The following is a 24,650-nucleotide window of genomic DNA, read 5'->3' as shown; positions in this document are numbered from 1 at the left end:
TTCTGGTTTTTTGAAATCCTGGTACAGCCTGTTCTTTCACCACGGCGGCAAGCCGCCGCGCGTGGCACTGCCCTGCTCGCGGCGCCTTCTTACTTGTCATCCACCTGCAGGATGGCCAGGAAAGCCTCCTGCGGGATCTCGACCGTACCGACCTGCTTCATCCGCTTCTTGCCCGCCTTCTGCTTTTCCAGCAGCTTCTTCTTGCGCGTGATGTCGCCGCCGTAGCACTTGGCCAGCACGTTCTTGCGCAGCGCCTTGACGTTTTCGCGCGCAATGATATTCGCGCCGATGGCGGCCTGGATCGCCACGTCGTACATCTGGCGCGGAATGATCTCGCGCATCTTGGCCGCGACCTCGCGGCCGCGGTATTGCGAGTTCGATCGGTGCACGATCACCGACAGCGCATCGACCTTGTCGCTGTTGATCAGGATGTCGACCTTGACCACGTCCGACGGGCGATATTCCTTGAACTCATAGTCCATCGACGCATAGCCGCGCGACACCGACTTCAGGCGGTCGAAGAAGTCCATCACGATTTCCGCCATCGGGATTTCGTAGGTCAGCTGCACCTGCTTGCCGTGGTAGCTCATGTTGATTTGCGAGCCACGCTTCTGCGTGCACAGCGTAATCACCGAGCCGACATATTCCTGCGGCATATACAGGTTCACGGTGACGATCGGTTCCAGGATCGCCTCGATCTTGCTCGGGTCCGGCATCTTCGCCGGATTTTCCACGGTGATCACGGTGCCGTCGCGCATCTCGACCTGGTACACCACCGTCGGCGCGGTGGTGATCAGGTCCATGTCGAACTCGCGCTCCAGGCGCTCCTGCACGATCTCCATGTGCAGCAGGCCGAGGAAGCCGCAGCGGAAGCCGAAGCCCAGCGCCTGCGACACTTCCGGCTCGAACATCAGCGAGGCATCGTTGAGCCGCAGCTTTTCCAATGACTCGCGCAGCGCCTCGTACTGGTTTGCCTCAACCGGGTACAGGCCGGCGAACACCTGCGGCTTGACTTCCTTGAAGCCCGGCAGCGGCGCTTCGGCCTTGCGCTGCATGGTGGTGATGGTATCGCCCACCTTGGCCGCCTTCAGTTCCTTGATGCCGGCGATGACAAAGCCCACCTGGCCCGCCGTCAGCGCATCGCGGGGGATCGACTTCGGCGTAAACACGCCCACCTGCTCGACCAGGTGCTGTGAGCCGTTGGCCATCAGCAGCACCTTGTCCTTGGGACGCAGGGTGCCGTTGACCACGCGCACCAGCATCACCACGCCAACGTAGTTGTCGAACCACGAATCGATGATCAGCGCCTGCAGCGGCGCGTCGGCGTCGCCCTCGGGCGGCGGCACCTTGGCGATCAGCGCCTCGATCACGTCCTGCACGCCCTGCCCGGTCTTGGCCGAGCACGGCGTGGCGTCCTGCGCGTCGATGCCGATCACGTCCTCGATCTCCTGGATCGCGTTATCGGGATCGGCCTGCGGCAGGTCGATCTTGTTCAGCACCGGCACCACTTCCACGCCCAGCTCGATCGCGGTGTAGCAGTTGGCCACGGTCTGCGCCTCAACGCCCTGCGAGGCGTCGACCACCAGCAGCGCGCCTTCGCAGGCGGACAGCGAGCGGCTCACTTCATAGCTGAAGTCGACGTGTCCCGGGGTGTCGATCAGGTTCAGGTTGTAGACCTTGCCGTCGCGCGCCTTGTAGCTGAGCGCAGCGGTCTGCGCCTTGATGGTGATGCCGCGCTCCTTTTCGATATCCATCGAATCGAGGACCTGCGCTTCCATCTCCCGATCCGACAGCCCTCCACAAAGCTGAATGATCCGGTCGGCCAGGGTGGACTTCCCATGGTCGATATGGGCAATGATCGAGAAATTACGGATATGGTCCATCTAGTGTTCAGGGGGGCGCCGGCGTGAGAGCCCGCGCGGCAACAAGCGGTTGAGCGGCCCGGCGCCGCGCGCCGCAAGGCGGGCGCGGGCGTACCGCAGGTTCGGGGGGGTGCAATTTTTGCGCCAATCCGCAATTTTACCGGATTTTCAATGACTTCCGGGTCGTCAAATGGCGGCGTGGCGCGGTTGGCGGCGGTTACCGACGGGGATCAGCGGGTTGTGTGCGCGCCGCCATGTGCGGCAAGCCACACCCTTACGGCAGCTTCGTCGAGGAAATAGTGGCAAAGCTCCACGGCGCCGCCCTGCAAGTCTGCTGGGGTGCCCGGCATCAGCACCGGCACCAGTTCGCCAAAACGGTCTTTCAGCCCCGCATCGGCATCGACATCCACCTCGTGCAGGGTGAAAGAAAAATCGCGCCGGAGCGGCTCCAGCGCGACCTTCATGTCTTCGCAAAGGTGACAGTATGCCCGGCCGTACAACGTCAGCGCAGGCATACCGGTCATTGCTTTAGCGGCTGGACGTGGCGCCCGGACGCAGCGTCAGCACCTGGGTGGCATCGCCGCGCCGCACGAACACCGCGGCAATCCGGTTCTTGTCCAGGCTGCGCACCAGCTCGTTGAACTGGCGGGCGTTGGTCACGTCCGTATCGCCCAGGCGCAGGATGATGTCGCCCGGACGGATGCCGGCACGCAGCGCCGGGCCGTCGGCCACTTCCACCTCGACGCCCGACTTGAGCTTGAGCTCCTTCAGGCGCGCCTCGGGCAGGTCGTTGACCACCAGGCCAAGCGCGTTGGGCTTGCCGGCCTGTGCCGCGCTGTCGTCCTTGGGCGTTGCGCCGCTGCGAGCGCGTGCCTTGCCGTCCGGCTCCAGCTCGGTGACGGTGATCGTGACCTCGCGGACCGCGCCCTTGCGCCACAGCTGCAGCGGCACGCGCGTGCCCGGCTTGGTCTCGCCCACCATGCGCGGCAGGTCCGAGGCCCGCTCGATATCGCGGCCGTTGAACTTGAGGATGATGTCGCCGGCTTCGATGCCCGCCTTCTCGGCAGGACCGCCCGGCTCGACGCTGCCGACCAGCGCGCCGCGCGCACGGCCCAGGCCCAGCGAATCGGCCACCTCCTTGGTGACGTCGCCGATCGCCACGGCGATGCGCCCGCGCGTCACGCGCCCGGAGCTTTTGAGCTGCTCGGACACGCGCATCGCCTCGTCGATCGGGATCGCGAACGAGATACCCATGTAGCCGCCGCTGCGGCTGTAGATCTGCGAGTTGATGCCGATCACCTCGCCGCGCAGGTTGATCAGCGGGCCGCCGGAATTACCGGGATTGACCGCCACGTCGGTCTGGATGAACGGCAGGTAGTCGCCCGTGTCGCGGCCCTTGGCCGAGACGATGCCGGCGGTCACGCTGTTGTCCAGCCCGAACGGCGAGCCGATCGCCAGCACCCATTCGCCGGCTCGGACCTTGTTGGAATCGCCCAGCGGCAGGCGCGGCAGGCCGCTGGCCTCGACCTTGAGCAGCGCCACGTCGGTGCGCTTGTCCGAGCCGATCAGCTTGGCCTTGAATTCGCGCTTGTCGGGCAGCGTCACATAGATGGTTTCGGCGTCGGCCACCACGTGCGCGTTGGTCATCACGTAGCCGTCCTGGCTGATGATGAAGCCCGAACCCACGCCGCGGCTCTGCTCTTCCTGCTGCGGCGGCTGGCCGCGGCGGGGGGCGCCGGGCGCCGGGGCACCGGGCATCGGCACGCCGAAGAAGCGCCGGAAGAATTCCGCCATCTCGTCATCGCCGCCGGGCGCACCGCGCTGGCGCACGAGTTCCGTGGTGCGGATATTGACCACGGCCGGACTGGCCTTTTCCACCAGGTCGGTGAAATCGGGCAGGTTGTAGTTGGAGGCGGCAGCCTGGGCATGGCTGACTTCGGCAACAGTCGGGCCGAGCAGCATCATGGCAGCCATGACCACGGCCCGCGCCAGGGCTGGAGATCTGAACATCATCGACAACTCCCGGGATTCAGCGAATAGAAGAAAAACCGTCTGGATGTGATCCCGTGGCGGGGACCCCTGCGCAGGTTTCATGGAGCCGGCGCCGGGACAGAGTCCGGCGGCGTCGGCTGCACCTGCGTCAAGCTCAGTGTACCGCCTTGGGCGGGCGGTACTCCACGGCCGTCGCAAACTGCCGCACGGTGCTCGCCGGCACCTCGCCCACCACGGTAATCCAGAAATCGGCAATCCGGCGCACCACGACCTGGGTCGCGCCGAGCGCGGCCACGCCCTCGCGGCGCACGCGTTGCTCGGAAACCGGTTCAATGAAGACCGACAGGCCGGTCAGCCCGTCGCTGTAAACGACCTGCAGCACTTCGAAGACCTGGCCGCGCGCGTTGCCCGGCGCGGGCGCGCGCAACTCGCCGAGCGGACGGCGCACTTCGCGGATCTTCTGGAAGCCCTTGAGCGGCACCGCAATCGACCAGCCCTCGTCGGCGATATTGGTCGGCTGGTAGGTCACCTCATAGCGATTCCAGCTGCTGGAATTCTTGATCGCACCGAGGATACGCTGCTTTTCGGACGGCACCCCGATCTGCACCTGCGAGAACGCGACCTGCTCCAGCACCTTGCCGCCGTCGCCGATGGTCTGCGCGCGCATCAGCAGGCCGGAGTTCTTCTCCGCCCACAGGCGCACCGCATAGCGCGCGGCATCGTGCGGCTCCAGCGCAAAGACCTCGCATTCCATGCCTGCCACCCGCTCGGCGGGCATCTTGCGCATGTCGTACAGGTCCAGCACGTCGTTCTTGTTGGTGGCGAGCAGCGCCGGGAAGCGATCCTTGGCTTCCTGCTTCTCCACCACCACCAGCTTGGCTTCGGGGATCAGGCTGTGCACTACGTCATTCTGACGCAGCACCTCGCGCGGCTTGCCGTCGAGCGTTTCCAGGCGTTCGTACTCGTTGTGGACGAGATCGCTGTAGTGCTGGATACGCGAGGCGTGCATGACGCTGCCGCGCTGGTAGATCAGCGTGCCGACATAGTTCTCGCGCTGTGCGGCTTTGTGGATCTTGTTGAGCCAGGCGGTGGCGTCGCGTCGGTTCAGCGTACTGTCCGAAGGCTGTGCGGTGGCCGCGGCAGCGCTCAGACACAAGGCCAGAAAAAAGGACCTACGCAGGGCCCTGATTTTCTGCGCGCCCGCTACATAGGCGGGCGACCCTCCTTTATGCATGTCCGGCATTATTCCTGCGTATTTTCCTGAGTGAAGTTTGCACCGTTGGCAACCGTGCGCATGGTGGGCACGAACGCATCCGTTGCCACCGACGTGCGATGGGCACGCAGGTATTCGTCCAGGCGCGGGTCGCGGATCATCTGGGGATTTTCCGCCGCCACGGTGACGATGCCAGAGGCCGGGCTGGCCGGCTGGTCGGCGCGTGCCACCACGGCATCGGGCGTGGCCAGCGTGGCGGGGCCCCGCATCTGCGGCACGACCACCCAGCTGACCGCTGCCACGGCGGCAGCGATCGCGGTGCCCGGCATCACGCGGCGCACCCACGACGGCCTGACCAGCAGGCGGTGGCGGGCACTGGCCTGCGCCAATGCCGGTACCAGTACATGCGGCTCGGCTTCTAGGCGCGCGGAGAAACGAGAGAGGAAAGCAGAGGTGGAACCCGCGTGCGTCAGGTCTTCCGAGCGCAGCGTGTCGCCGATCAACTGGTAAGTGGTCCAGTCGGACATGCCGGCATCGCTTTTCGCGAGGCCCAGCACGGCATCGACTTCGTGCGGCGCCAGTTCGCCATCCATCAATACGGAGATCTGCTCCGCTGCTTCCACTACATGAACCGACTGCTTATGAGCCTGACCCATTTCCCACCCCAAGACATTCCATTGAACACCGATAATCCCGTCACTTCTGTCGCTTATCGATGCAGGAATACGCTGCAACGCTGGCCGCACGACATTCTTTTCGACTACCCGACTACTACCACCGCTTGCCCTCTGCCGTTCCCAGCAGCGGACGCAATTTCTCGGCAATCGCCTCGCGCGCCCGAAAGATCCGCGAACGCACCGTGCCGATCGGACATCCCATCGCTTCGGCGATCTCCTCATAGCTGAGGCCCTCGATCTCGCGCAGCGTGATGGCGGTCCGCAATTCTTCCGGAAGGGCCTCCATGGCGCGGTTCACCGTCTCGGCGACCTGGCGCGTGTGAAGCATCGATTCCGGCGTATTGATATCCCTTAGTTGCTCACCGTCCGCAAAAGTTTCAGCCTCTTCTGCATCGATATCGCTGGACGCTTCCGGGCGGCGGCCCTGGGTGGCCAGGTAGTTCTTGGCCGTGTTGACGGCGATCCGGTACAGCCACGTATAGAAGGCCGACTCCCCGCGGAACTGGGGCAAGGCGCGGTATGCCTTGATAAAGGCATCCTGCGCCACATCCTCCACCTCAGCGGGGTCCCTGACCAGGCGCGAAATCAGGCGAATGATCTTCCGATGGTATTTGGTCACCAGAAGTTCAAAGGCCCGCTTGTCGCCCTGCTGGACGCGTTCAACTAGGAGCTGATCGGCTTCGCGTTCGCTCACGTATGGCTCACCTGCAGTGTATCTCTTGGTTTGGTCGTCACGACAAACGTTGTATTTTACCTACGATTCTAAGCCCGCCCGGTGAAGCAACGCGCATCCTGTGACCGTAAGCTAACAAAATCGTTCCCCTGCCGGCATCTCAGGCTGCACCCGCAGTGCAACTCTGGTGGCGCGTTGCAACCACCGCGCCATCGCGGGCGAACCCGCCTGCCAGGGGAGAAAGATGGCGCCCGGCATCCCGGGCGCTCCGGGGGCCAGGCGCACGACAGCGACGCCGCCGGCCTGCCAGCATTGCCTGACCACAGTCTCGTGTCGGGCACGGCCCGGCCCTTGCAGGCGGATCCGCAATGGCCCGTTGCCGTCGGGCGCGTGCAGCACTGCCGTGCAGCGCCAGCGCAGGCTACACCACCACGCCGGCCAGGCACGCACCGTTGCCGCTGCGGCAAGCACGAGTGCCAGCGCCATGGCGGCATGCCCCCAATGGAAACCAGCCTGACTGCCGGCTATTACAGCGGCCAGCGTCCGCGCCAGCAGCGCGAGCGCCAGCATTTCGCCGGCACAAAACACGAACAGGGCCCACCGCAACGGGTGGACCCTGCCCTGGCGCAGCCCGCGAAGGGCCCGCCTCAACCACGGATCAGGCGCGGCGGAAAACAAGCGTGCCGTTGGTGCCGCCGAAACCGAAGTTGTTCTTCACCGCGACCTCGATCTTCATCTCGCGCGCCGTGTTGGCCACGTAGTCCAGGTCGCACTCGGGATCCTGGTTGTCGAGGTTGATCGTCGGCGGCGACACCTGGTTGTGCAGCGCCAGCACGGTGAAAACCGATTCCAGGCCGCCGGCGCCGCCCAGCAGATGGCCGGTCATCGACTTGGTCGAGTTCACCACCATCTTGTAGGCCTGCTCGCCGAATGCGGCCTTGATCGCATCGGATTCGTTCTTGTCGCCCAGCGGCGTGGACGTGCCGTGGGCGTTCAGGTAGTGCACCTGGTCCGTATTGATGCCAGCGTCCTTGAGCGCGTTGACCATGCAACGGCGCGGGCCGTCCATGTTCGGCGCGGTCATGTGGTAGGCGTCGCCGCTCATGCCAAAGCCGATCAGCTCGGCGTAGATGCGCGCGCCGCGCGCCTTGGCCGACTCGTACTCCTCCAGCATCATCACCCCGGCGCCTTCACCCAGCACGAAGCCGTCGCGGTCCTTGTCCCACGGACGCGAAGCGGCAGCCGGATCGTCATTGCGCGTCGACAGCGCACGCGCAGCGGCGAAACCGCCGATGCCCAGCGGCGACACGGTCGACTCGGCACCGCCCGCCAGCATGGCGTCGGCATCGCCGGCCTGGATCAGGCGGGCGGCCAGGCCAATGCTGTGCAGGCCGGTCGTGCAAGCCGTCACGGCAGCCAGGTTCGGGCCCTTGATACCGTGGATGATCGACAGGTGGCCCGCGATCATGTTGATGATCGAGCCCGGCACGAAGAACGGCGAAATCCGGCGCGGACCGCGCTCGGTCAGCACGGCGTGGGTCTCTTCGATCAACGGCAGGCCGCCGATGCCCGAGCCGACCAGCACGCCGATGCGCTCGGCATTGGCCTCGGTCACTTCCAGGCCGCTGTCCTTCAGCGCCTGCGTGCCGGCTGCAATGCCGAAATGGATGAAGGTATCCATCGCGCGGGCTTCCTTGGCCGGGATGTAGTCCTCGGCATTGAAACCCTTCACTTCACCGGCAAAGTGCACGGAAAGCGCGGAGTGATCGAATTTGGTGATGGTGGCGATGCCGGACTTGCCGGCAACCAGGTTGGCCCAGCCTTCGGCAACCGTGTTTCCGACCGGAGACACAAGGCCAAGCCCAGTGACGACGACGCGACGACGGCTCACTATGTTTTCCTACGGGTGCGTGAAACGGGAACGGAACGGAGATCAGCCCGCCGCCGGCCTTGCGGGCCGCGCGGCGAAGCACATTCCATTCTGCTTCTTCAAACAGACGAAAGCCACAGAAAACAGCAAGGCGCGGCCGCAACGGCCCGCCCACCTGCCTTCTGTGGCTCGGAATGCAGAGACGACGGGCTTAGGCCTTGACGTGCGCGGTGGCGTAGTCGATAGCCTGTTGCACGGTCGTGATCTTTTCGGCTTCCTCATCAGGAATTTCCATGCCGAATTCATCTTCCAACGCCATCACGAGTTCAACCGTGTCCAGCGAGTCCGCACCGAGGTCGTTCACGAACGACGATTCGTTCTTGATGTCTGCCTCGGCCACGCCAAGCTGTTCTGCCACGATTTTCTTGACGCGTTGTTCGATATTGTCCATGTAACCCTCCAGGGAAGTTCGACAAAAAGTGGGCGCATTTTAGCAGGTTTGAGGCGACAGAAATGCCGCCTGCCAAGCTTTGCAAGAATCGCGCCCGTTTGGTTCGGAAAACTACTACTTCAGGCGGCTTCTTCGGGCTTCTTCCCCGAAACCAGCCAGCCAAAAACCCATTAATTCATGTACATCCCGCCGTTCACATGCAGCGTAGTGCCGGTAATGTAAGCGGCTTGCGGGCCAGCCAGGAAGGCCACCGCGTTGGCGATATCCTCCGGCTGGCCAAGGCGACCCAGCGGAATCTGCGTCTTGAGCGAAGCATGCTGCTCTTCGGACAGCGCCTTGGTCATGTCGGTGTCGATAAAGCCCGGCGCGACACAGTTCACGGTCACGTTGCGGCTGCCGATTTCCGCGGCCAGCGAGCGGGTCATGCCCGCCACGCCCGCCTTGGCAGCAGAGTAGTTCATCTGGCCGGGGTTGCCGACCGAGCCCACCACCGAAGTGATATTGATGATGCGGCCCTGGCGGGCCTTCATCATCGGGCGCAGCACCGCGCGCGACAGACGGAACACCGAAGTCAGGTTGGTCTGGATCACGGCCAGCCAGTCCTCGTCCTTCATGCGCATCGCCAGCTGGTCCTGCGTGATGCCGGCATTGTTGACCAGCACGCCGATGCCGCCGTGGGTCTTGACGATCTCGTCGATGAGCGCGTCGCAAGCGGCCGCGTCATTGACGTTGAGCACGGCGCCCTTGCCCTTCAGGCCGTCGGCGCCGAGGTAATCGGTGATGCCGGCCGCGCCGGCTTCGCTGGTGGCGGTGCCGATCACGGTGGCGCCCTGGCGGGCCAGTTCCAGCGCGATGGCGCGGCCGATGCCGCGCGAGGCGCCGGTGACCAGCGCAACCTGGTTGTCGAGAAGTTTGGTCATGCGGATGTCCTCTTGCTTACTTCAGCAGTGCCAGCGTGTCTTGCAGCGAGGCCGGATCGAAGATCGCACCGCCGGTCAGGTTGCCGTCGATGCGCTTGGTCATGCCGGCCAGCACCTTGCCGGGGCCGCATTCGATCACGTGCGTGACGCCTTCGGCGGCCATCTTCTGCACGCACTCGACCCAGCGCACCGGCGCGGCGGCCTGGCGCACCAAGGCGTCCTTGATCGCGTCCGGATCATTGACGATGGCGACGTCGACGTTGTTCACCAGCGGGATCGACGGCGCCGAGAAAGCCAGGCCGGCCATGCGCTCGCGCAGGCGGTCCGAGGCGGGCTTGAGCAGCGACGAGTGGAACGGCGCCGACACCGGCAGCGGCAGCGCGCGCTTGGCGCCCTTGCCCTTGGCGATTTCGCAGGCCTTCTCGACCGCGGCCTTGTGGCCGGCAATCACCACCTGCGACGGCGCGTTGAAGTTCACGGCCTCGACCACGCCGGCGGCCGATGCCTCGGCGCAAGCGGCGCGCACGTCGTCATCGGACAGGCCCAGGATCGCGGCCATGGCGCCCTCGCCCACCGGCACGGCTTCTTGCATGGCTTGCGCGCGGAAGCGCACCAGCGGTACCGCGTCGGCAAACGGGATCACGCCCGCGGCCACCAGCGCCGAGTACTCGCCCAGGCTGTGGCCGGCAACCAGCGCCGGTGCCGGACCACCGGCATCCAGCCAGGCACGGTAGACCGCCACTGCGGCGGTCAGCATCACCGGCTGCGTGTTGGTGGTCAGGTTCAGCTCTTCGGCGGGGCCTTCGGCGATCAGGCGGCCGAGATCCTGGCCGAGCGCGGCCGAGGCCTCTTCCACGGTGGCGCGCACCACGGCGTTATCGGCGAAGGCATTGAGCATGCCGACCGACTGCGAACCCTGGCCGGGAAATACGAAAGCGAATTTCATCGGATTGGAACCCTAACAAGAAACGGGTGGCCGGCGCCGCGGCATGTCCTGCATGCGCGGCATGCCATGGCGCCGGCCGCGAATCACATGCGCAGCAGCACCGCGCCCCAGGTGAAGCCGCCGCCCACGCCTTCCATCAGCACGGTCTGACCCGCGCGGATGCGGCCGTCGCGCACCGCGACGTCCAGCGCCAGCGGGATCGACGCGGCCGAGGTGTTGCCGTGCTCATGCACGGTGGCGACCATGCGCTCCGCCGGCAGGCCCAGCTTCTTTGCCGTGCCCTGCATGATGCGGATATTGGCCTGGTGCGGGATCAGCCAGTCGATCTGGTCCGGCGTCACGCACGCAGCCTCCATGGCTTCGCGCGCGACCTTGTCCAGCACGTTCACGGCCAGCTTGAACACAGCCTGGCCGTCCATGTGCAGGAACGGGTTGCCGGTGATGTTGCCGCCGGCGACGTTGCCCGGCACGCACAGGATATCGACATGCCTGCCGTCCGAGTGCATCGCGGTGGACAGGATCCCCGGCTCCTCGGACGCCGACAGCAGCACGGCGCCGGCACCGTCGCCGAACAGCACGCAGGTGGTGCGGTCGTTGAAGTCCAGGATGCGCGAGAACACCTCGGTGCCGATCACCAGCACGTTGCGGTGCGAGCCGCTGCGGATGAACTTGTCGGCAGTGGCCAGTGCGTACACGAAGCCCGAGCACACCGCCTGCAGGTCGAACGCCGGGCAGTGGTTGGTGATGCCCAGCTTTTCCTGCACGATGCAGGCCGTGCTGGGGAACACGAAGTCCGGCGTCGAGGTGGCGACGATGATCAGGTCGATGCTCTGGCGGTCGATGCCGGCGGCTTCGATGGCCTGCTCGGCAGCCTTGACCGCGAGATCGCTGCTGGTCACATCCGGCTCGGCCCAGTGGCGTGCCGAAATGCCGCTGCGCGAGACGATCCAGTCGTCGCTGGTCTCGATGCCCTTTTCGGCAAGCTGCGTGGCCAGGTCATGGTTGGTCACGCGCCGCGGAGGCAGGTAGCTCCCGGTACCGATGATTTTTGCGTACTTGGTCATGTATTGTCGGATCGTATGGCCCGCAGGCACCCTCGACCGGCGCGCGTGGCGCTCAGGCGACGTGGGGGCTGGGATGCGCGCCAGGCACCTCTGTCTCCGGGGCGGGCTGTGCAGCGCCTGCGGCGCTGGATTTATCGGCAAAAGCCCGGGTGATGCGGGCGATCACGCCATTCTTGGCGGCATCATACCCGCGTTTGATGGCCCACTCAAAAGAATGGGCATCGGCCGAGCCGTGGCTCTTGATCACCAGCCCGCGCAACCCAAGCAGCGAGGCGCCGTTGTAGCGCGCCGGGTCGAGTCGCCTGGCCAGGCGCGACAGCACCGGCATGGCGACCGCGGCCAGCAGCTTGGTGAACCACGAGCGGGTGAATTCTTCCTTGATCATACTGCCGATCATCTTGGCCAGGCCCTCGGTGCTCTTGAGCGCCACGTTGCCGACGAAGCCGTCGCAGACCACGATGTCGGTAGTGCCCTTGAAGATGTCGTTGCCTTCCACGTTGCCGTAGAAGTTCAGCTCCGAGGCGCGCAGCAGTTCACCCGCACGCTTGACCACCTCATTGCCCTTGATGACTTCCTCGCCGATGTTCAGCAGGCCCACCGTGGGGTGTTCCTTGTGGTCGACCACGGCCACCATGGCTTCGGCCATGCGCGCGAACTGCAGCAGGTGCTCGGGCTCGCAGTCGGCATTGGCACCCAGGTCCAGCACGGTGGTGCCCCACCCTTGCTCGTTCGGGATGGTGGTGGCGATGGCCGGCCGCTCGATGCCTTCGAGCGTCTTGAGCACATAGCGCGACACCGCCATCAGCGCGCCGGTATTGCCGGCGGAGATGCAGGCACCGGCCAGGCCCTCCTTGACCTGCGTGACGGCGACGCGCATCGAGGAATCCCTCTTCTTGCGCAGCGCCACCTCGACCGGGTCATCCATGGTGATGACCTCGGTGGCCTCGACGATGGTCACGCGCGGATGGTCCAGCGCGTGCAGCTTCTTCAGCTGCGTCCGGATGGCGTCGGGCAAGCCGACCAGCACCATCTCGGCGTCGTCGTGGCGGGAAAGAAAACTGATCGCCGCAGGCACCGTCACGGAGACTCCGTGATCGCCGCCCATGCAGTCGATAGCGATTTTGATCGTCATTGTTCCTGGTACGGATAGCGCGGCGGCGCACGCCACGCCCGGCGGGAAATCCGAGCGCCCAACAAAAAAGCGGCAACGATCTTGCCGCTTTTTTGTCTCTGACCTTTTAGTGTCCGACCTACAGGCATGCGCGAGCGAGACGCAACGTCACGCCGAACGAAGCTATCAGTCGTTCTTGGTCTTGATGACCTTGCGGCCACGGTAGTAGCCGTTCGGGCTGACGTGGTGGCGCAGGTGGGTTTCGCCGGTGGTCGGCTCAACTGCCAGCGGCGCTGCCGACAGGTGATCGTGCGAACGGTGCATGCCGCGCTTGGACGGCGACTTCTTGTTCTGTTGAACAGCCATGATGACTCCTTCGAGAATTTTTCAATATTAACACACGCAACCCGCCCAAGGCGTAGCCGGGGCCCGGCCGGATGCTTCAGATTCACCTGCAAGACCTTGCGCACCGCCTGCCGGCGGCATCAATGCTTGGTCTTCAGGCCGGCCAGCGCCGCAAAGGGCGAAGGCCGCTTTTCTTCCTCAGGCTCAGCCTCTGGCTGCGCCTCGCCGTCCGAACCGGTCACGAGGCTTTCGTGCACCGTCGGGCAGACGTCATGCTTGGGGGCCACCGGCAACGCCAGCAGCACTTCATCTTCAATCAGGTCCAGCAACGAGAAATGCTTCGAGCCGGCGATCACGTCGACTTCGTCGTCGTCCATCGGCGCGGCGTCGGCCGCTTCCTCGCTTTCCACCACCTCGAAACGCGTTGCCGTATCGATCGGCTCGGCATATGGGGCCAGGCAGCGCTGGCAATCCAGCCATATCCGGCCCTGCACGGTCACGTCGAGAAACAGCCGCCGCGCCACCGCGGCGCCCGGCTCGGCCGCCTCTTCACGCATGAAGCCAGTGGCCGAATAGGCAAACGTCTCATCGGGTGCCGAGGCTGGCGCTTGCGCGGCGGTCTCGGCTAAGATGCGCGGCAAATCCCGCACCGCCACGTCGCCGGCCAGGCTTTCACCCTTCCGGCACAAGGCGAAGAGATCAAGCGCGCGCAGGTCAATCGGCTGGGTCATGTGCGTGGCTCCGGTCGCTATACAATGACTGGTTCGCCACATTCCACGGCTGTCGGACTACGGGCCGCGCACATTGGCGGCACTGCGCCCGGGTGCGGATGCGGCTAAACGCGCGATTGTACGACGTAAACCGTGCCGAGGTCAAAGGTCTTGCAGCGCGGGCCGCACCTTTTACTGTTTCGCTTCCTGTTCCGATTCCATTGCTTATGTCCCCAGACCCCCGCCCCAGCCTGATCCTTGGCTCCGGCTCGCCCTACCGCCGCGAACTGCTGGAGCGCCTGCGCATCCCGTTCGAGGTGGCCGCGCCCGACATCGACGAAACCCCGCTTGCCGGCGAAGCGCCCGAAGCCACCGCGCTGCGCCTGTCGCAGCGCAAGGCCGAAGCCATTGCCGCGCGCCGTCCGGGCGTGCTGGTGATCGGCTCGGACCAGGTGCTGACCCTGGACGGCGAACAGATGGGCAAGCCCGGCACGCACGAGAAGGCCGTGGCGCAGCTGCGCCGCATGCGCGGGCGCACCGCAACCTTCCACTCGGCCCTGTGCCTGCTGGACGCACGCACCGGCACCGTGCAGCTGGCCGACGTGCAAACCCGCGTGACCATGCGCGACCTGACCGATGCTGAAATCGAAACCTACCTGCAGCTGGAGCGCCCCTACGACGTGGCCGGCAGCGCCAAGTCCGAAGGCCTGGGCATCGCGCTGCTGGAACGCGTCGAGTCGGACGACCCGACCGCACTGGTCGGCCTGCCGCTGATCGCGCTGACCGGCATGCTGCGCCAGGCCGGCTACCCTCTTCTTTCCGCATGACCCGCACGAGCCCACCATGAGCGGCACTCTCTACCTGATCCCCAACACCCTCGGCAAGCGCGATGAAGCCGACCCGCTGGCCGACGTGATCCCGGCCGGCGTGCAGCAGATCGCGGCCAACCTCGATTACCTCGTCGCCGAGAACGCCAAGACCGCGCGCGCCTTCCTGAAGAAGCTGGGCGAGACCACGCCGCTGGCACGCCCGATCCAGCAGATCGAGATCCGCGAGCTGAATGTCAACACGCGTGCCGACGCCCTGGCCGCTCTGCTGGCCCCGCTCGAAGCCGGCCGCGACGGTGGCCTGCTGTCCGAGGCCGGCGTCCCGGCGGTGGCCGACCCCGGCGCCGACCTGGTGCGGCTGGCCCATGCGCGCCGCATCCGCGTGCGGCCGCTGGTCGGGCCCAGCTCGATCCTGCTGGCGGTGATGGGCTCGGGCCTGAACGGCCAGAGCTTTGCCTTCAACGGCTATCTGCCGGTCGATGCCGGCGAGCGCGCGCAGCGACTGCGTGAGCTGGAGCAGCGCTCGCGCAAGTCCAGCCAGACCCAGGTGTTCATCGAAACGCCCTACCGCAATGCGGCGCTGCTGGAAGCCATGCGCCAGCACTGCGCCGGCACCACGCTGCTGTCCGTGGCCGTGGACCTGACCCTGCCGGGCGAGACCATCGTCACGCTGCCGCTGTCGGACTGGCGTCCCGAGCGGATCGACCTGCACAAGCGCCCGGCGATCTTCTCGCTGCTGGCCATGTAAGAAATGGCAAAGGGGGCGCGAACGCCCCCTTTGCCATTGCCGCCGCGCCATCAGGCTCAGTGCATGCCCTGCATGCGGTTGCTCCACAGCATGGTCTTCATCGCCGCCGAGCCCACCGCCGCGCCAAAGCGCTTGGCCACGCGCTCTGCGATGTTCTCCTTGACGGTGTAGTCGACGATGTCCTCGGCCTTGAGCACATCGCGCGCGACATAGTCGGCACTGCCCAGCCCGTCGGCCAGGCCCAGCTCCACGGCGCGCTCGCCCGACCAGAACAGGCCGGAGAACAGCTCCGGATCATCCTTGAGCCGGTCACCGCGCCCTTCCTTGACCACGTCGATGAACTGCTGGTGGATCTGCTTGAGCATGGCCTCGGCAAAGGCCTTCTGCTTGGGCACCTGCGGCGAGAACGGGTCCAGCATGCCCTTGTTGGCGCCCGAGGTGTACAGCCGGCGCTCCACGCCCAGCTTGTCCATCAGCCCGGTAAAGCCAAAACCGTCCATCAGCACGCCGATCGAACCCACGATGCTGGCCTTGTCGACATAGATCTTGTCGGCCGCCGCGGCCACGTAATAGCCGCCCGAGGCGCAGATCTCTTCCACCACCACATAGAACGGCTTGGACGGATAAAGCGTGCGCAGCCGCTGGATCTCGTCGTTGATGATGCCCGCCTGCACCGGCGAGCCACCCGGAGAATTGATCTTCAGGATCACGCCGGCGGCATTGCCGTCAGCGAACGCCGCCTGCAACGAGGCATTGATCGATTCCGCGCTGGCCGGCGTGCCCGCGGCGATTTCGCCCTCCAGCGTGACCATGGCCGTATGGCGGCCCGAGGTGCTGATGGCGCCATCGCCCTTGAAGTCGAACAGCGTGACCAGGATCAGCGCCAGCAAAGCCAGTCCGACAAAGCGGAAGAAGATGCGCCAGCGCCGTGCCGCGCGCTGCTCGCGCAGCGATGCGGTCAGCACTTTTTCGAGCAGATCGCGCTCCCAGCCGGCGCCGCCGCCAACCGGGGGCCCCGCCGTGGCTCCAGCCATGCGTGCCTTGCGCTCGCGCGCTTCACGCCTTGCCGCGTCGTCGCCGGCGCGCAATTCGTCTTCCAGCGGGTAATCGGCGCGCGGTGCGGTGACCAGGCGCTCGGACTCCGCCTGGGGCGACCCTTCGCCCGGCGCACCGTCGCCGGCTGGCTTGTGCTCGTCCGGCTGACCCGATTCACCCGATGGCGGCTTCTGTTGTTCTGTCATGCAAATCGCTCGTGGAAACGCCTGGAAACCCAGGCCTGGAAATACAACGGCCGGCCTGACTGCCGGCCCTGCCCGTCATTCAGGCACCGCCCATGCGCGCAGCGATCCGGTATGGCGCTTCCGGTAGCCAGTAGACCTGGCCGTCGCGCTCCTCGATGCGCAGCTTGGCCAGCGATGCACCGCGGCAGGGGCCGCCGACGCACTCGCCGCTGTCCGGCACATAAACCGCGCCATGTGTGGCGCACATCAAGTATAGGCCCGAGGCATCGAAGAACCGGCCTTCCTGCCAGTCCAGTTCCATCGGCACATGGGCGCACTGGTTCAGGTAGCCGTGCGCGGCGCCGTCGAAACGCACCACGAAGGCGCCGATCTCGCGCTGGTCCAGCGCCACCGAGAAGCGCACACCCAGGCCGCCTTCCTCCAGGTCCTCGGCGGCGCACAGCCGCACCGGCGCCTGGCCGGCCGCTGCCTCAGGCATGGGCCAGCAGCCAGTCGGTCAGGTCGGGGATGGAAGTCGCGCAATGCACCGGCGCCATCGCGCGCAGCGAATCTGCGGGATGTGCACCATAGCACACGCCAATCCCCTTGGCGCCGGCATTGGCCGCCATCTGCAGGTCATGGGTGGTGTCGCCGACCATCACCGTGCGCTCCACGTCCTGGCCCAGTTCGCGGGTCAGTTCGTGCAGCATGGCCGGGTGCGGCTTGGAGAAGGTCTCGTCGGCACAGCGCGTGGCGTCGAACAGGCGGGTCAGACCGCTCGCGGCCAGCGCGCGCTGCAGGCCGACGCGGGTCTTGCCGGTGGCCACGCCAAGAAAATAGTGTTCGCCGCGCAGGGTCTCCAGCATTTCGCGCACGCCGTCGAACAGCACAAGGTCGGCATCGCGAGCGAGGAAGTGGTAGCGGTAGCGTTCGGCCAGGCGCGGGTAGTCGGCGGGGTCCAGCGTCGGCACCGCGTAAGACAGCGCATCCTTCAGGCCCAGCCCGATCACGTGGCTGGCGGCGCGGTCATCCGGCACCGGCAGGCCCAGGTCGCGGCTGGCAAGCTGGATGCACTTGGCGATGGTCGGGGTCGAGTCCATCAGCGTCCCGTCCCAGTCGAAAACGATCAGGTCAAATTGTTGCCTGGCCATGGAAGTCCTTGTGGCGTTTGATGCACTACCCTACTCCGGGGCATGCAGTTCACGCAATTGTTGCAGGAATCCGACGCACTCGTCGGGCAGCGGCGCTTCCACCGCCAGCGGCTCGCCCGTGGCCGGGTGGATAAACACCAGCCGGTGGGCGTGCAGGAACATGCGCTTGAGGCCCGGCCTCGCGCCAGAACGCGCCAGTGCCTTGTTCAGCGAGAAGTCGCCATATTTTTCGTCGCCGACGATCGGGAAACCCGAGTGGGCCAGGTGGACGCGGATCTGGTGGGTACGGCCGGTCTTCAGCTCGGCCTCCAGCAGGGTGAAGCCCTGGAAGGCCTCGACCCGGTTGAACACGGTGTGCGAGGCCAGCCCGTCGGCCTGCACCCGCACCCGGCGCTCGCCGTCCGGCGTGCTGTACCTATATAGCGGCAGCTTCACGTGCTGGCGCGCGTTCGGGAATTCGCCGGCCACGCAGGCGAAATAGCGTTTGTCCATCGCGCTGCCGCGAATCTGCTCGTGCAGGTGGACCAGCGCCGAGCGCTTCTTGGCCAGCACCAGGATGCCGGAGGTCTCGCGATCGAGCCGATGCACCAGTTCCAGGAACTTGGCCTGGGGCCGCGACCGGCGCAATTGCTCGATCACGCCGAAGGCCACGCCCGAGCCGCCGTGCACGGCCACGCCGGCCGGCTTGTTGATCACCAGTAGCTGGGCATCTTCAAACAGCACCGGGAACTCGCCCGCCGGCACATGCCGGGCATTGTCCGATTGCGCCGAATTCGCCACCCGCATTGGCGGAATGCGCACTACATCACCCGACTGCAAGCGATAAGTGGCATCGATCCGGCCCTTATTGACGCGAACTTCCCCCGAACGCAGCACCCGGTAGATATGGCTCTTGGGCACGCCCTTGGCCACCTTCAGCAGGAAGTTGTCAATGCGCTGACCTTCCGAGCCTTCGTCAATCGTGACATACGCCACCTGTGGGCTGGCCGGCGCAGCTTCGGCAGCCTTTTCAATTTGATGGCGTAACTCATTCATTTTCAATATAATTTCCTCGCTGTCCCGGCTTGTGGCCGGCAGCGCAAGACCTGTGTAAGCGATTAATCTTCGAGTTTTCCTGGATTTTTTGCATTCTACACTTGGGGTTGCCGCCAACCCCGCCCGTCTCCCGCAACTTTGCGTTCCGCCAAGCGCCAGACGGGCAAATGGCAGTAAAAAGCAGCACGCACGGTGCCGCCGGCATGCAGGAAGTCGCCCAAAGGAGGCTTCGGCGAGGCAGGCGGTGACGTGGGAACTGAGTGTTCAGGTAAAACAGAATTTAAAGGCGGATGCCACTGCCGGCATCCGCTTCGGTGAGAGAAGTCCTGCCCGCACCGGGAAACGGTGCCGGCCGGCAGGTTAGCCTGCCGCCTGACTGGAAATACCGGCGCCCGGTCGCAGAATTCCAAGAAGTAGTAGGTGCGCCCGCCAGGAGTAGTCAGGCAGCAACGGCAACCATGCCGTGTCCGAAAAATTTGCTCTTTGACGCGTCTAGGCCTTCCGCGGCCGGCCGCGATGCCGCCGGCGCCGGTTGCGCCGGCGTTCAGCATCGCCTCCGGCACGGGAACGCGCCGGATGTCTGCGCAAGAGCAGCCTCCGGTGTTCTCTCCTGCCCCGCGGACGTTACCCCGACGTCATCGCTCTCTTTCACCCGCGCCCAGCCGCTCGCCTATCCCGCGCAGCGGCGCTTTCCGGCAATTCTCGCGCCTCGCTCGCTCCCTCGCGTGCTCCATAGATCGCCGCGGACACCGCCCAGACGGTGCCACCCGCGACACTGGAGTGAGGTACTGCGATGAAACGCATGCTGTTCAACGCGACGCAACAGGAGGAATTGCGCGTCGCCATCGTCGACGGTCAGAAACTGATCGATATCGACATCGAGACTGCCGGGCGCGAACAGCGCAAGGGCAACATCTACAAGGGTGTCATCACCCGCATCGAACCCTCGCTGGAAGCCTGCTTCGTCAACTACGGCGAAGAACGCCACGGCTTCCTGCCGTTCAAGGAAGTAGCCCGCGCCTTCTTCAAGGAAGGCATCGACGTGCGCAACGCGCGCATCCAGGATGCCCTGCATGAAGGCCAGGAACTGATCGTCCAGGTCGAGAAGGAAGAGCGCGGCAACAAGGGCGCGGCCCTGACCACCTTTATCTCGCTGGCCGGCCGCTACCTGGTGCTGATGCCCAACAACCCGCGCGGCGGCGGCGTGTCGCGCCGCATCGAGGGCGAGGACCGCCAGGAACTGCGCGAGACCATGGCGCAGCTGACCGTGCCGGAAGGCATGAGCATCATCGCCCGGACCGCCGGCATCGGCCGCTCGGCCGAGGAACTGCAGTGGGACCTGAACTACCTGCTGCAACTGTGGAAGGCCATCGACGGCGCCGCCGGCGACAACAAGGCCCCGCTGCTGATCTACCTGGAATCGAGCCTGGTCATCCGCGCCATCCGCGACTACTTCCAGCCGGATATCGGCGAGATCCTGATCGACACCGACGAGATCTACGAACAGGCCCGCGCCTTCATGAGCGTGGTGATGCCTGACAACATGAACCGCGTGAAGAAGTACCGCGACGACGTGCCGCTCTTCTCGCGCTTCCAGATCGAGCACCAGATCGAGTCGGCCTACTCGCGCATGGTGATGCTGCCCTCGGGTGGCGCCATCGTGATCGACCACACCGAGGCGCTGGTCTCCGTGGACGTGAACTCGGCCCGCGCCACCAAGGGCGCCGACATCGAGGAAACCGCGCTGCGCACCAACCTCGAGGCCGCCGACGAGATCGCCCGCCAGTTGCGCCTGCGCGACCTGGGCGGCCTGATCGTGATCGACTTCATCGACATGGAGTCGGGCAAGGCCCAGAAGGACGTGGAAACGCGCCTGAAGGACGCGCTGCGCCACGACCGCGCGCGCGTGCAGATGGGCAAGATCAGCCGCTTCGGCCTGATGGAGCTGTCGCGCCAGCGCCTGCGCCCGTCCCTGTCGGAGGGCTCGCACATCACTTGCCCGCGCTGCAACGGCACCGGCCATATCCGCGATACCGAATCGTCCGCCCTGCAGGTGCTGCGCATCATCCAGGAAGAGGCGATGAAGGAAAACACCGCCGCGATCCACTGCCAGGTGCCGGTGGAAGTGGCCGCCTTCCTGCTGAACGAGAAGCGCCAGGAAATCAACCTGATCGAGCTGCGCTTCAAGGTCAATGTGCTGCTGATCCCCAACAAGCACCTGGAAACGCCGCACTACAAGCTGGAGCGCCTGCGCCACGACGACCCGCGCCTGGAAGAAAGCACCGCCAGCTACCGCATGGCCGAGGCCGCCGCCAAGGAACTGGAAGCCGACACCAGCTACAGCAGCCGCCGCAAGGAAGAAGCCAAGCCGCGCCAGGAAGCCGCGGTCAAGGGCATCACCCCGGAACAACCGGCCCCGGTGTCGGTGCCGCGCCCCGAGCGCGCACCCAAGCCGGAAGCCCCGGTCGCCCCGCCCGTGCCGGCCACCCAGCCTGTGGTCAGCGGCGGTTTCATCGCCTGGCTGAAGGGCCTGTTCGGTGCCCGTCCGGCAACCCCGCCGGTGGTGGAACCGGCCAAGCCGGCGGTTGCCACTGAGGCCCGCAGCGCCGAAGGCCGGCGCGAGCGCGGCCAGCGCGGCGAAGGCCGTGGCCAGCGTGGTGAGCGTGGCGACCGCGCGGAGCGTGGTGAGCGAGCGGAGCGTGGCGAGCGCCAGGGCCGCGGCCAGCGCGGCGACCGTGCCGAGCGCGCGGAACGTGGTGAACGCCAGGGTGCCGAGCGCGCCGAGCAACGCGAGGGCCGTGGCGAACGCCAGGGCCGCCAGCCGCGCCAGCAAGGTGAAGGCCAGGCCACCCCGGCCCTGGCACGCCAGGGCGAGGCGGTGCAAGCCGAGCGCGCCCAGGGCGAGCGCGTCGAGGGCCGTCAGGAAGGCCGCCGCGACCGCAACCAGGAACGCCGCGAGCGCCAGCGTGAACGCCAGCGCGAACGCAGCGAACTGCGCGAAGCCGAAGCCGGTGAAGCACCGCAGCCGGAAGCCATCGCCGCCGCCCAGGCGCTGGGCGTGCTGCCGCAGGCCGTGACCGAAGAGACGCAAGCCGTCCGCGCCGAGCTGCCGGAAGGTGCCGAAAGCGCCGCCGAGACCGCTGAGGGCGAAGAGCGCCGCCGCCGCAACCGCCGTGGCCGCAACCGCTATCGCCGCGAGCGCGACGAGTCGGTGCAAGGTGCCCAGGGCGAAGGCGACGAAGAAGCCGCCGCTGCCGAAGGCGTGGCCCCGGTGCGCGCTGAAGCCGCCATGCCGGCCGAGCCCGCACCGCAAGCTGCCGTGGCCGTGGCCGCAGCAGCCGAGGCCGTCGAAGCGATCCGCATCGCCGTGCCGGAAGACGTGACGCCCGCGCCGGTCGCCGAGGCAGCCCCGGTGACCGCGCCGGTTGCCGAGCCCGCGTCCGAGCAAGCTGCCCCGGTCGCCGCCGCCGTCACGGAAGCCGTTGCCGCCGAAGCGATCGTCGAGACCACCGCAAGCGTGGCCGTCGAAGCGGCTCCGGTGGTGCCGGCACCTGCCGCTGCACCGGTCATCGCCCCTGTGGCCGAAGCCGCACCGGCCGAGGTGTTCACCCCGGCAACCCCGGTCGTTGCAGCAGCGCCGGCCACCCCCGCAGCGCTGGAGAAGCTGGAATCGATGCTGGCCACCGCCGGCCTGCAATGGGTCCATACCGACAGCGACAAGCTGCGTTCGGCCCAGGAAGCCGCCGCCCGCATCGCGCCCGCCCCGCGCGTGCAGCGCGAGCGCAAGGCGCTGCCGCCGCTGCCCCACGGTCCGATGATCCTGGTGGAAACCGGTGGCCGCGAAGTGGAGATGGCATCGCAGCAGTAAGCGTTGCCGCTGCACCGCAGCCAAAGCAGGAAGGGGACGGCCACGCCGTCCCCTTTTTTCATGGGCCGCCGCCCGGATGAATCCCCGCCATCACCGGGGGATGCGGGTGCCCCGCCCCCGCCTCGGCTAGAATGGCAGCAGAATGCATCCGGTCCTCGAGCGCCCCTGATTTGGCCCCGCCGCCAGGCCGCTCCCCGGACGCCGTGCCCACCCACAGGCCATGACCGAATCCGTCATTCCGATTTTCGACCTGCGCGACCATCGCTACCGCTCGATGACGCCCAGCATTCCCGGCAAGCTGGCTCCCCCGACCGGCCTGGTGGCGGACACCCGCGGCCGGCCGCTGCATGACCTGCGCATCTCGGTGACGGACCGCTGCAACTTCCGCTGCGTGTACTGCATGCCGAAGGAAGTCTTCGACAAGGACTACACCTTCCTGCCGCACTCCGAGCTGCTGAGCTTCGAGGAGATCGAACGCACCGCGCGCCTGTTCGTCGCCCACGGCGTCGAGAAGATCCGCCTGACCGGCGGCGAGCCGCTGCTGCGCAAGAATATCGAGCACCTGGTGGAGATGCTGGCGAAGATCGAGACGGTCTCGGGCAAGCCGCTGGACCTGACGCTCACCACCAACGCCTCGCTGCTGGCGCGCAAGGCGCGCGCCCTGCGCGACGCGGGACTGACGCGGGTCAGCGTCAGCCTGGACGCGATCGACGACGCCACCTTCCGCCGCATGAACGACGTGGACTTCGCCGTCGCCGACGTGCTGCACGGCATCGAGACCGCGCAGGCCGTGGGGCTGGCGCCGATCAAGGTCAACATGGTGGTCAAGCGCGGCACCAATGACCAGGAAATCGTGCCGATGGCGCGCCACTTCCGCAATAGCGGCATCATCCTGCGCTTTATCGAGTTCATGGACGTGGGCGCCAGCAACCACTGGCAGATGGATGAAGTGCTGCCGTCCGCCGAGGTGGTCAAGCGCATCGATGCGGAATTCCCGCTCGAACCGGTGCAGGCCAACTACTCCGGCGAAACCGCCGAGCGCTGGCGCTACCGCGACGGCAGCGGCGAGGTCGGCGTGATCTCCAGCGTCACCCACGCCTTCTGCGGCGACTGCAGCCGCATCCGGCTGTCCACCGAAGGCCGGCTCTACCTGTGCCTGTTCGCCACCGAAGGCTTCGACCTGCGCGCGCTGCTGCGCGGCGGCTACAGCGACCTGGAAATCTCCAATGCGATTGCGCAGGTGTGGCAGGGCCGCACCGACAATTATTCCGAGCAGCGCAGCGACCCGACGGTGCGCGCCAGGCGTGCCGAGCGCAAGATCGAGATGTCCTATATCGGCGGCTGACCCCGCCGCACACACAATCCATGATTGCACGCGACGACATCACCGGCCTGATCCTCGCAGGCGGCAGGGGCAGCCGCATGGGCGGCACCGACAAGGGCCTGCAGCCCCTGCGCGGCACGCCGATGGCCATGCACACGATGATGCGGCTTACCCCCCAGGTGGGCGGGCTGATGATCAATGCCAACCGCAACCTGGCCGCCTATGAGTCCTTCGGCGTGCCGGTCTACACCGACACCGTGCCCGACTTTGCCGGCCCGCTGGCGGGGATGCTGGCCGGCCTGGAGCAATGCGCCACGCCGTGGATGGTGACCGCGCCCTGCGATTCGCCGTTCCTGCCGACCGACCTGGTGGCACGCCTGGCGCAGGCGATCGAGGCCGAAGGCGCGGACCTGGCGATCCCCGTCACGCTGGACGAAGACGGCCGGCGCCAGACCCAACCTGTGTTCTGCCTGATGCCGGTCAGTGCGCTCGACAGCCTGGTGGCTTATCTTTCCGGCGGCGGCCGCAAGATCGAGACCTGGGCCGCCTCGCACCGCCTGGCCGAAGTGCTGTTCGACGACGCCGCGGCCTTTGCCAATATCAACACCCTGGACGAACTGCGCACGCACGAAACGCGCTGAGC

At 66.3% G+C, this 24,650-nt stretch carries 23 protein-coding genes; 5 read left to right on the top strand and 18 right to left on the bottom strand.

What is annotated here, in order from left to right; genetic code table 11:
- Nucleotides 1-89 precede the first annotated feature (89 nt).
- The 14 genes from lepA to AC3WLE_RS23020 all read right to left on the bottom strand — a co-directional run bounded on the left by lepA (nt 90) and on the right by AC3WLE_RS23020 (nt 13,855).
- A complete protein-coding gene (gene lepA / locus AC3WLE_RS23085) occupies nt 90-1,883 on the bottom strand; it encodes a translation elongation factor 4 (protein ID WP_010814687.1) in 1,794 nt (597 codons plus the stop codon).
- 209 nt (nt 1,884-2,092) lie between these two features.
- The gene (locus AC3WLE_RS23080) at nt 2,093-2,377 is read right to left on the bottom strand and encodes a glutaredoxin family protein (RefSeq protein ID WP_492319863.1); all 285 of its coding nucleotides are present in this window, start codon (nt 2,375-2,377) and stop codon (nt 2,093-2,095) included.
- Nucleotides 2,378-2,390: 13 nt separating this feature from the next.
- Nucleotides 2,391-3,875 (bottom strand): DegQ family serine endoprotease, encoded by a 1,485-nt coding sequence (locus AC3WLE_RS23075; protein ID WP_492319862.1) that lies wholly within the window; start codon nt 3,873-3,875, stop codon nt 2,391-2,393.
- A gap of 133 nt (nt 3,876-4,008) precedes the next feature.
- Entirely contained in the window at nt 4,009-5,088 is a 1,080-nt protein-coding gene (locus tag AC3WLE_RS23070) for a MucB/RseB C-terminal domain-containing protein (protein WP_492319861.1), read from the bottom strand.
- An 8-nt stretch (nt 5,089-5,096) separates the two neighbouring features.
- Nucleotides 5,097-5,723, bottom strand: a complete 627-nt coding sequence (locus AC3WLE_RS23065; protein ID WP_492319860.1) for a sigma-E factor negative regulatory protein — start codon at nt 5,721-5,723, stop codon at nt 5,097-5,099.
- Nucleotides 5,724-5,838: 115 nt separating this feature from the next.
- Nucleotides 5,839-6,438: an RNA polymerase sigma factor RpoE gene (gene rpoE / locus AC3WLE_RS23060; protein ID WP_010814682.1), complete on the bottom strand. Its 600-nt coding sequence runs from the start codon at nt 6,436-6,438 to the stop codon at nt 5,839-5,841.
- Between the two features lie 637 nt (nt 6,439-7,075).
- Entirely contained in the window at nt 7,076-8,308 is a 1,233-nt protein-coding gene (gene fabF, locus AC3WLE_RS23055) for a beta-ketoacyl-ACP synthase II (RefSeq protein ID WP_454750348.1), read from the bottom strand.
- Nucleotides 8,309-8,498: 190 nt separating this feature from the next.
- Nucleotides 8,499-8,738: an acyl carrier protein gene (acpP, locus tag AC3WLE_RS23050; RefSeq protein ID WP_008644813.1), complete on the bottom strand. Its 240-nt coding sequence runs from the start codon at nt 8,736-8,738 to the stop codon at nt 8,499-8,501.
- Nucleotides 8,739-8,908: 170 nt separating this feature from the next.
- The gene (fabG, locus tag AC3WLE_RS23045; RefSeq protein ID WP_018309408.1) at nt 8,909-9,658 is read right to left on the bottom strand and encodes a 3-oxoacyl-ACP reductase FabG; all 750 of its coding nucleotides are present in this window, start codon (nt 9,656-9,658) and stop codon (nt 8,909-8,911) included.
- A gap of 16 nt (nt 9,659-9,674) precedes the next feature.
- Nucleotides 9,675-10,604, bottom strand: coding sequence for an ACP S-malonyltransferase (fabD, locus tag AC3WLE_RS23040; protein ID WP_011615725.1), 930 nt, complete (start codon nt 10,602-10,604; stop codon nt 9,675-9,677).
- Between the two features lie 83 nt (nt 10,605-10,687).
- Nucleotides 10,688-11,668: a beta-ketoacyl-ACP synthase III gene (locus AC3WLE_RS23035; protein ID WP_492356211.1), complete on the bottom strand. Its 981-nt coding sequence runs from the start codon at nt 11,666-11,668 to the stop codon at nt 10,688-10,690.
- A gap of 52 nt (nt 11,669-11,720) precedes the next feature.
- Complete coding sequence (gene plsX, locus AC3WLE_RS23030) at nt 11,721-12,800, bottom strand: phosphate acyltransferase PlsX (protein WP_010814676.1); 1,080 nt, start codon at nt 12,798-12,800, stop codon at nt 11,721-11,723.
- Between the two features lie 165 nt (nt 12,801-12,965).
- Nucleotides 12,966-13,145 (bottom strand): 50S ribosomal protein L32, encoded by a 180-nt coding sequence (gene rpmF / locus AC3WLE_RS23025; RefSeq protein WP_010814675.1) that lies wholly within the window; start codon nt 13,143-13,145, stop codon nt 12,966-12,968.
- Nucleotides 13,146-13,264: 119 nt separating this feature from the next.
- Entirely contained in the window at nt 13,265-13,855 is a 591-nt protein-coding gene (locus AC3WLE_RS23020; RefSeq protein WP_492319858.1) for a DUF177 domain-containing protein, read from the bottom strand.
- A gap of 206 nt (nt 13,856-14,061) precedes the next feature.
- Between AC3WLE_RS23020 and AC3WLE_RS23015 the strand changes: the two genes are divergently transcribed.
- Nucleotides 14,062-14,661 (top strand): Maf-like protein, encoded by a 600-nt coding sequence (locus AC3WLE_RS23015; protein WP_492319857.1) that lies wholly within the window; start codon nt 14,062-14,064, stop codon nt 14,659-14,661.
- A 16-nt stretch (nt 14,662-14,677) separates the two neighbouring features.
- Entirely contained in the window at nt 14,678-15,409 is a 732-nt protein-coding gene (locus AC3WLE_RS23010) for an SAM-dependent methyltransferase (protein WP_492319856.1), read from the top strand.
- 56 nt (nt 15,410-15,465) lie between these two features.
- Here AC3WLE_RS23010 and AC3WLE_RS23005 read toward each other — a convergent pair whose 3' ends face one another.
- The 4 genes from AC3WLE_RS23005 to AC3WLE_RS22990 form a co-directional block, all read right to left on the bottom strand.
- On the bottom strand, nt 15,466-16,650 hold the full coding sequence (locus AC3WLE_RS23005; RefSeq protein WP_492356210.1) for a S49 family peptidase: 1,185 nt from the start codon (nt 16,648-16,650) through the stop codon (nt 15,466-15,468).
- A 79-nt stretch (nt 16,651-16,729) separates the two neighbouring features.
- Entirely contained in the window at nt 16,730-17,128 is a 399-nt protein-coding gene (locus AC3WLE_RS23000; protein WP_492319854.1) for a Rieske (2Fe-2S) protein, read from the bottom strand.
- The gene (locus tag AC3WLE_RS22995; RefSeq protein ID WP_013957379.1) at nt 17,121-17,780 is read right to left on the bottom strand and encodes an HAD-IA family hydrolase; all 660 of its coding nucleotides are present in this window, start codon (nt 17,778-17,780) and stop codon (nt 17,121-17,123) included. Before AC3WLE_RS22995 ends, AC3WLE_RS23000 begins: the two co-directional genes overlap by 8 nt.
- Nucleotides 17,781-17,810: 30 nt before the next feature.
- Nucleotides 17,811-18,815, bottom strand: a complete 1,005-nt coding sequence (locus AC3WLE_RS22990; RefSeq protein ID WP_492356209.1) for an RluA family pseudouridine synthase — start codon at nt 18,813-18,815, stop codon at nt 17,811-17,813.
- 793 nt (nt 18,816-19,608) lie between these two features.
- Here AC3WLE_RS22990 and AC3WLE_RS22985 point away from each other — a divergent pair.
- The 3 genes from AC3WLE_RS22985 (at nt 19,609) to mobA (ending at nt 24,648) form a co-directional block, all read left to right on the top strand.
- Nucleotides 19,609-22,683 (top strand): Rne/Rng family ribonuclease, encoded by a 3,075-nt coding sequence (locus AC3WLE_RS22985; RefSeq protein ID WP_492356208.1) that lies wholly within the window; start codon nt 19,609-19,611, stop codon nt 22,681-22,683.
- A gap of 220 nt (nt 22,684-22,903) precedes the next feature.
- Entirely contained in the window at nt 22,904-24,028 is a 1,125-nt protein-coding gene (gene moaA, locus AC3WLE_RS22980) for a GTP 3',8-cyclase MoaA (RefSeq protein WP_492356207.1), read from the top strand.
- Between the two features lie 20 nt (nt 24,029-24,048).
- Nucleotides 24,049-24,648 carry a molybdenum cofactor guanylyltransferase MobA gene (gene mobA / locus AC3WLE_RS22975; protein WP_492356206.1) on the top strand — a complete coding sequence of 200 codons (600 nt, stop codon included), beginning with the start codon at nt 24,049-24,051 and terminating at the stop codon, nt 24,646-24,648.
- Nucleotides 24,649-24,650: the final 2 nt, after the last annotated feature.

The organism is Cupriavidus sp. FW306-1B-F12B, assembly GCF_058781795.1.
This window is presented reverse-complemented; position numbering and strand designations above follow the sequence as displayed.

Coding starts and splice junctions, on each gene's coding strand:
- lepA (WP_010814687.1), bottom strand. CDS start 1,883: ATGGACCATATCCGTAATTTCTCGATCATTGCCCATATCGACCATGGG.
- AC3WLE_RS23080 (WP_492319863.1), bottom strand. CDS start 2,377: ATGCCTGCGCTGACGTTGTACGGCCGGGCATACTGTCACCTTTGCGAA.
- AC3WLE_RS23075 (WP_492319862.1), bottom strand. CDS start 3,875: ATGATGTTCAGATCTCCAGCCCTGGCGCGGGCCGTGGTCATGGCTGCC.
- AC3WLE_RS23070 (WP_492319861.1), bottom strand. CDS start 5,088: ATGCATAAAGGAGGGTCGCCCGCCTATGTAGCGGGCGCGCAGAAAATC.
- AC3WLE_RS23065 (WP_492319860.1), bottom strand. CDS start 5,723: ATGGGTCAGGCTCATAAGCAGTCGGTTCATGTAGTGGAAGCAGCGGAG.
- acpP (WP_008644813.1), bottom strand. CDS start 8,738: ATGGACAATATCGAACAACGCGTCAAGAAAATCGTGGCAGAACAGCTT.
- fabG (WP_018309408.1), bottom strand. CDS start 9,658: ATGACCAAACTTCTCGACAACCAGGTTGCGCTGGTCACCGGCGCCTCG.
- fabD (WP_011615725.1), bottom strand. CDS start 10,604: ATGAAATTCGCTTTCGTATTTCCCGGCCAGGGTTCGCAGTCGGTCGGC.
- AC3WLE_RS23035 (WP_492356211.1), bottom strand. CDS start 11,668: ATGACCAAGTACGCAAAAATCATCGGTACCGGGAGCTACCTGCCTCCG.
- plsX (WP_010814676.1), bottom strand. CDS start 12,800: ATGACGATCAAAATCGCTATCGACTGCATGGGCGGCGATCACGGAGTC.
- rpmF (WP_010814675.1), bottom strand. CDS start 13,145: ATGGCTGTTCAACAGAACAAGAAGTCGCCGTCCAAGCGCGGCATGCAC.
- AC3WLE_RS23020 (WP_492319858.1), bottom strand. CDS start 13,855: ATGACCCAGCCGATTGACCTGCGCGCGCTTGATCTCTTCGCCTTGTGC.
- AC3WLE_RS23015 (WP_492319857.1), top strand. CDS start 14,062: ATGTCCCCAGACCCCCGCCCCAGCCTGATCCTTGGCTCCGGCTCGCCC.
- AC3WLE_RS23010 (WP_492319856.1), top strand. CDS start 14,678: ATGAGCGGCACTCTCTACCTGATCCCCAACACCCTCGGCAAGCGCGAT.
- AC3WLE_RS23005 (WP_492356210.1), bottom strand. CDS start 16,650: ATGACAGAACAACAGAAGCCGCCATCGGGTGAATCGGGTCAGCCGGAC.
- AC3WLE_RS23000 (WP_492319854.1), bottom strand. CDS start 17,128: ATGCCTGAGGCAGCGGCCGGCCAGGCGCCGGTGCGGCTGTGCGCCGCC.
- AC3WLE_RS22995 (WP_013957379.1), bottom strand. CDS start 17,780: ATGGCCAGGCAACAATTTGACCTGATCGTTTTCGACTGGGACGGGACG.
- AC3WLE_RS22990 (WP_492356209.1), bottom strand. CDS start 18,815: ATGAATGAGTTACGCCATCAAATTGAAAAGGCTGCCGAAGCTGCGCCG.
- AC3WLE_RS22985 (WP_492356208.1), top strand. CDS start 19,609: ATGAAACGCATGCTGTTCAACGCGACGCAACAGGAGGAATTGCGCGTC.
- moaA (WP_492356207.1), top strand. CDS start 22,904: ATGACCGAATCCGTCATTCCGATTTTCGACCTGCGCGACCATCGCTAC.
- mobA (WP_492356206.1), top strand. CDS start 24,049: ATGATTGCACGCGACGACATCACCGGCCTGATCCTCGCAGGCGGCAGG.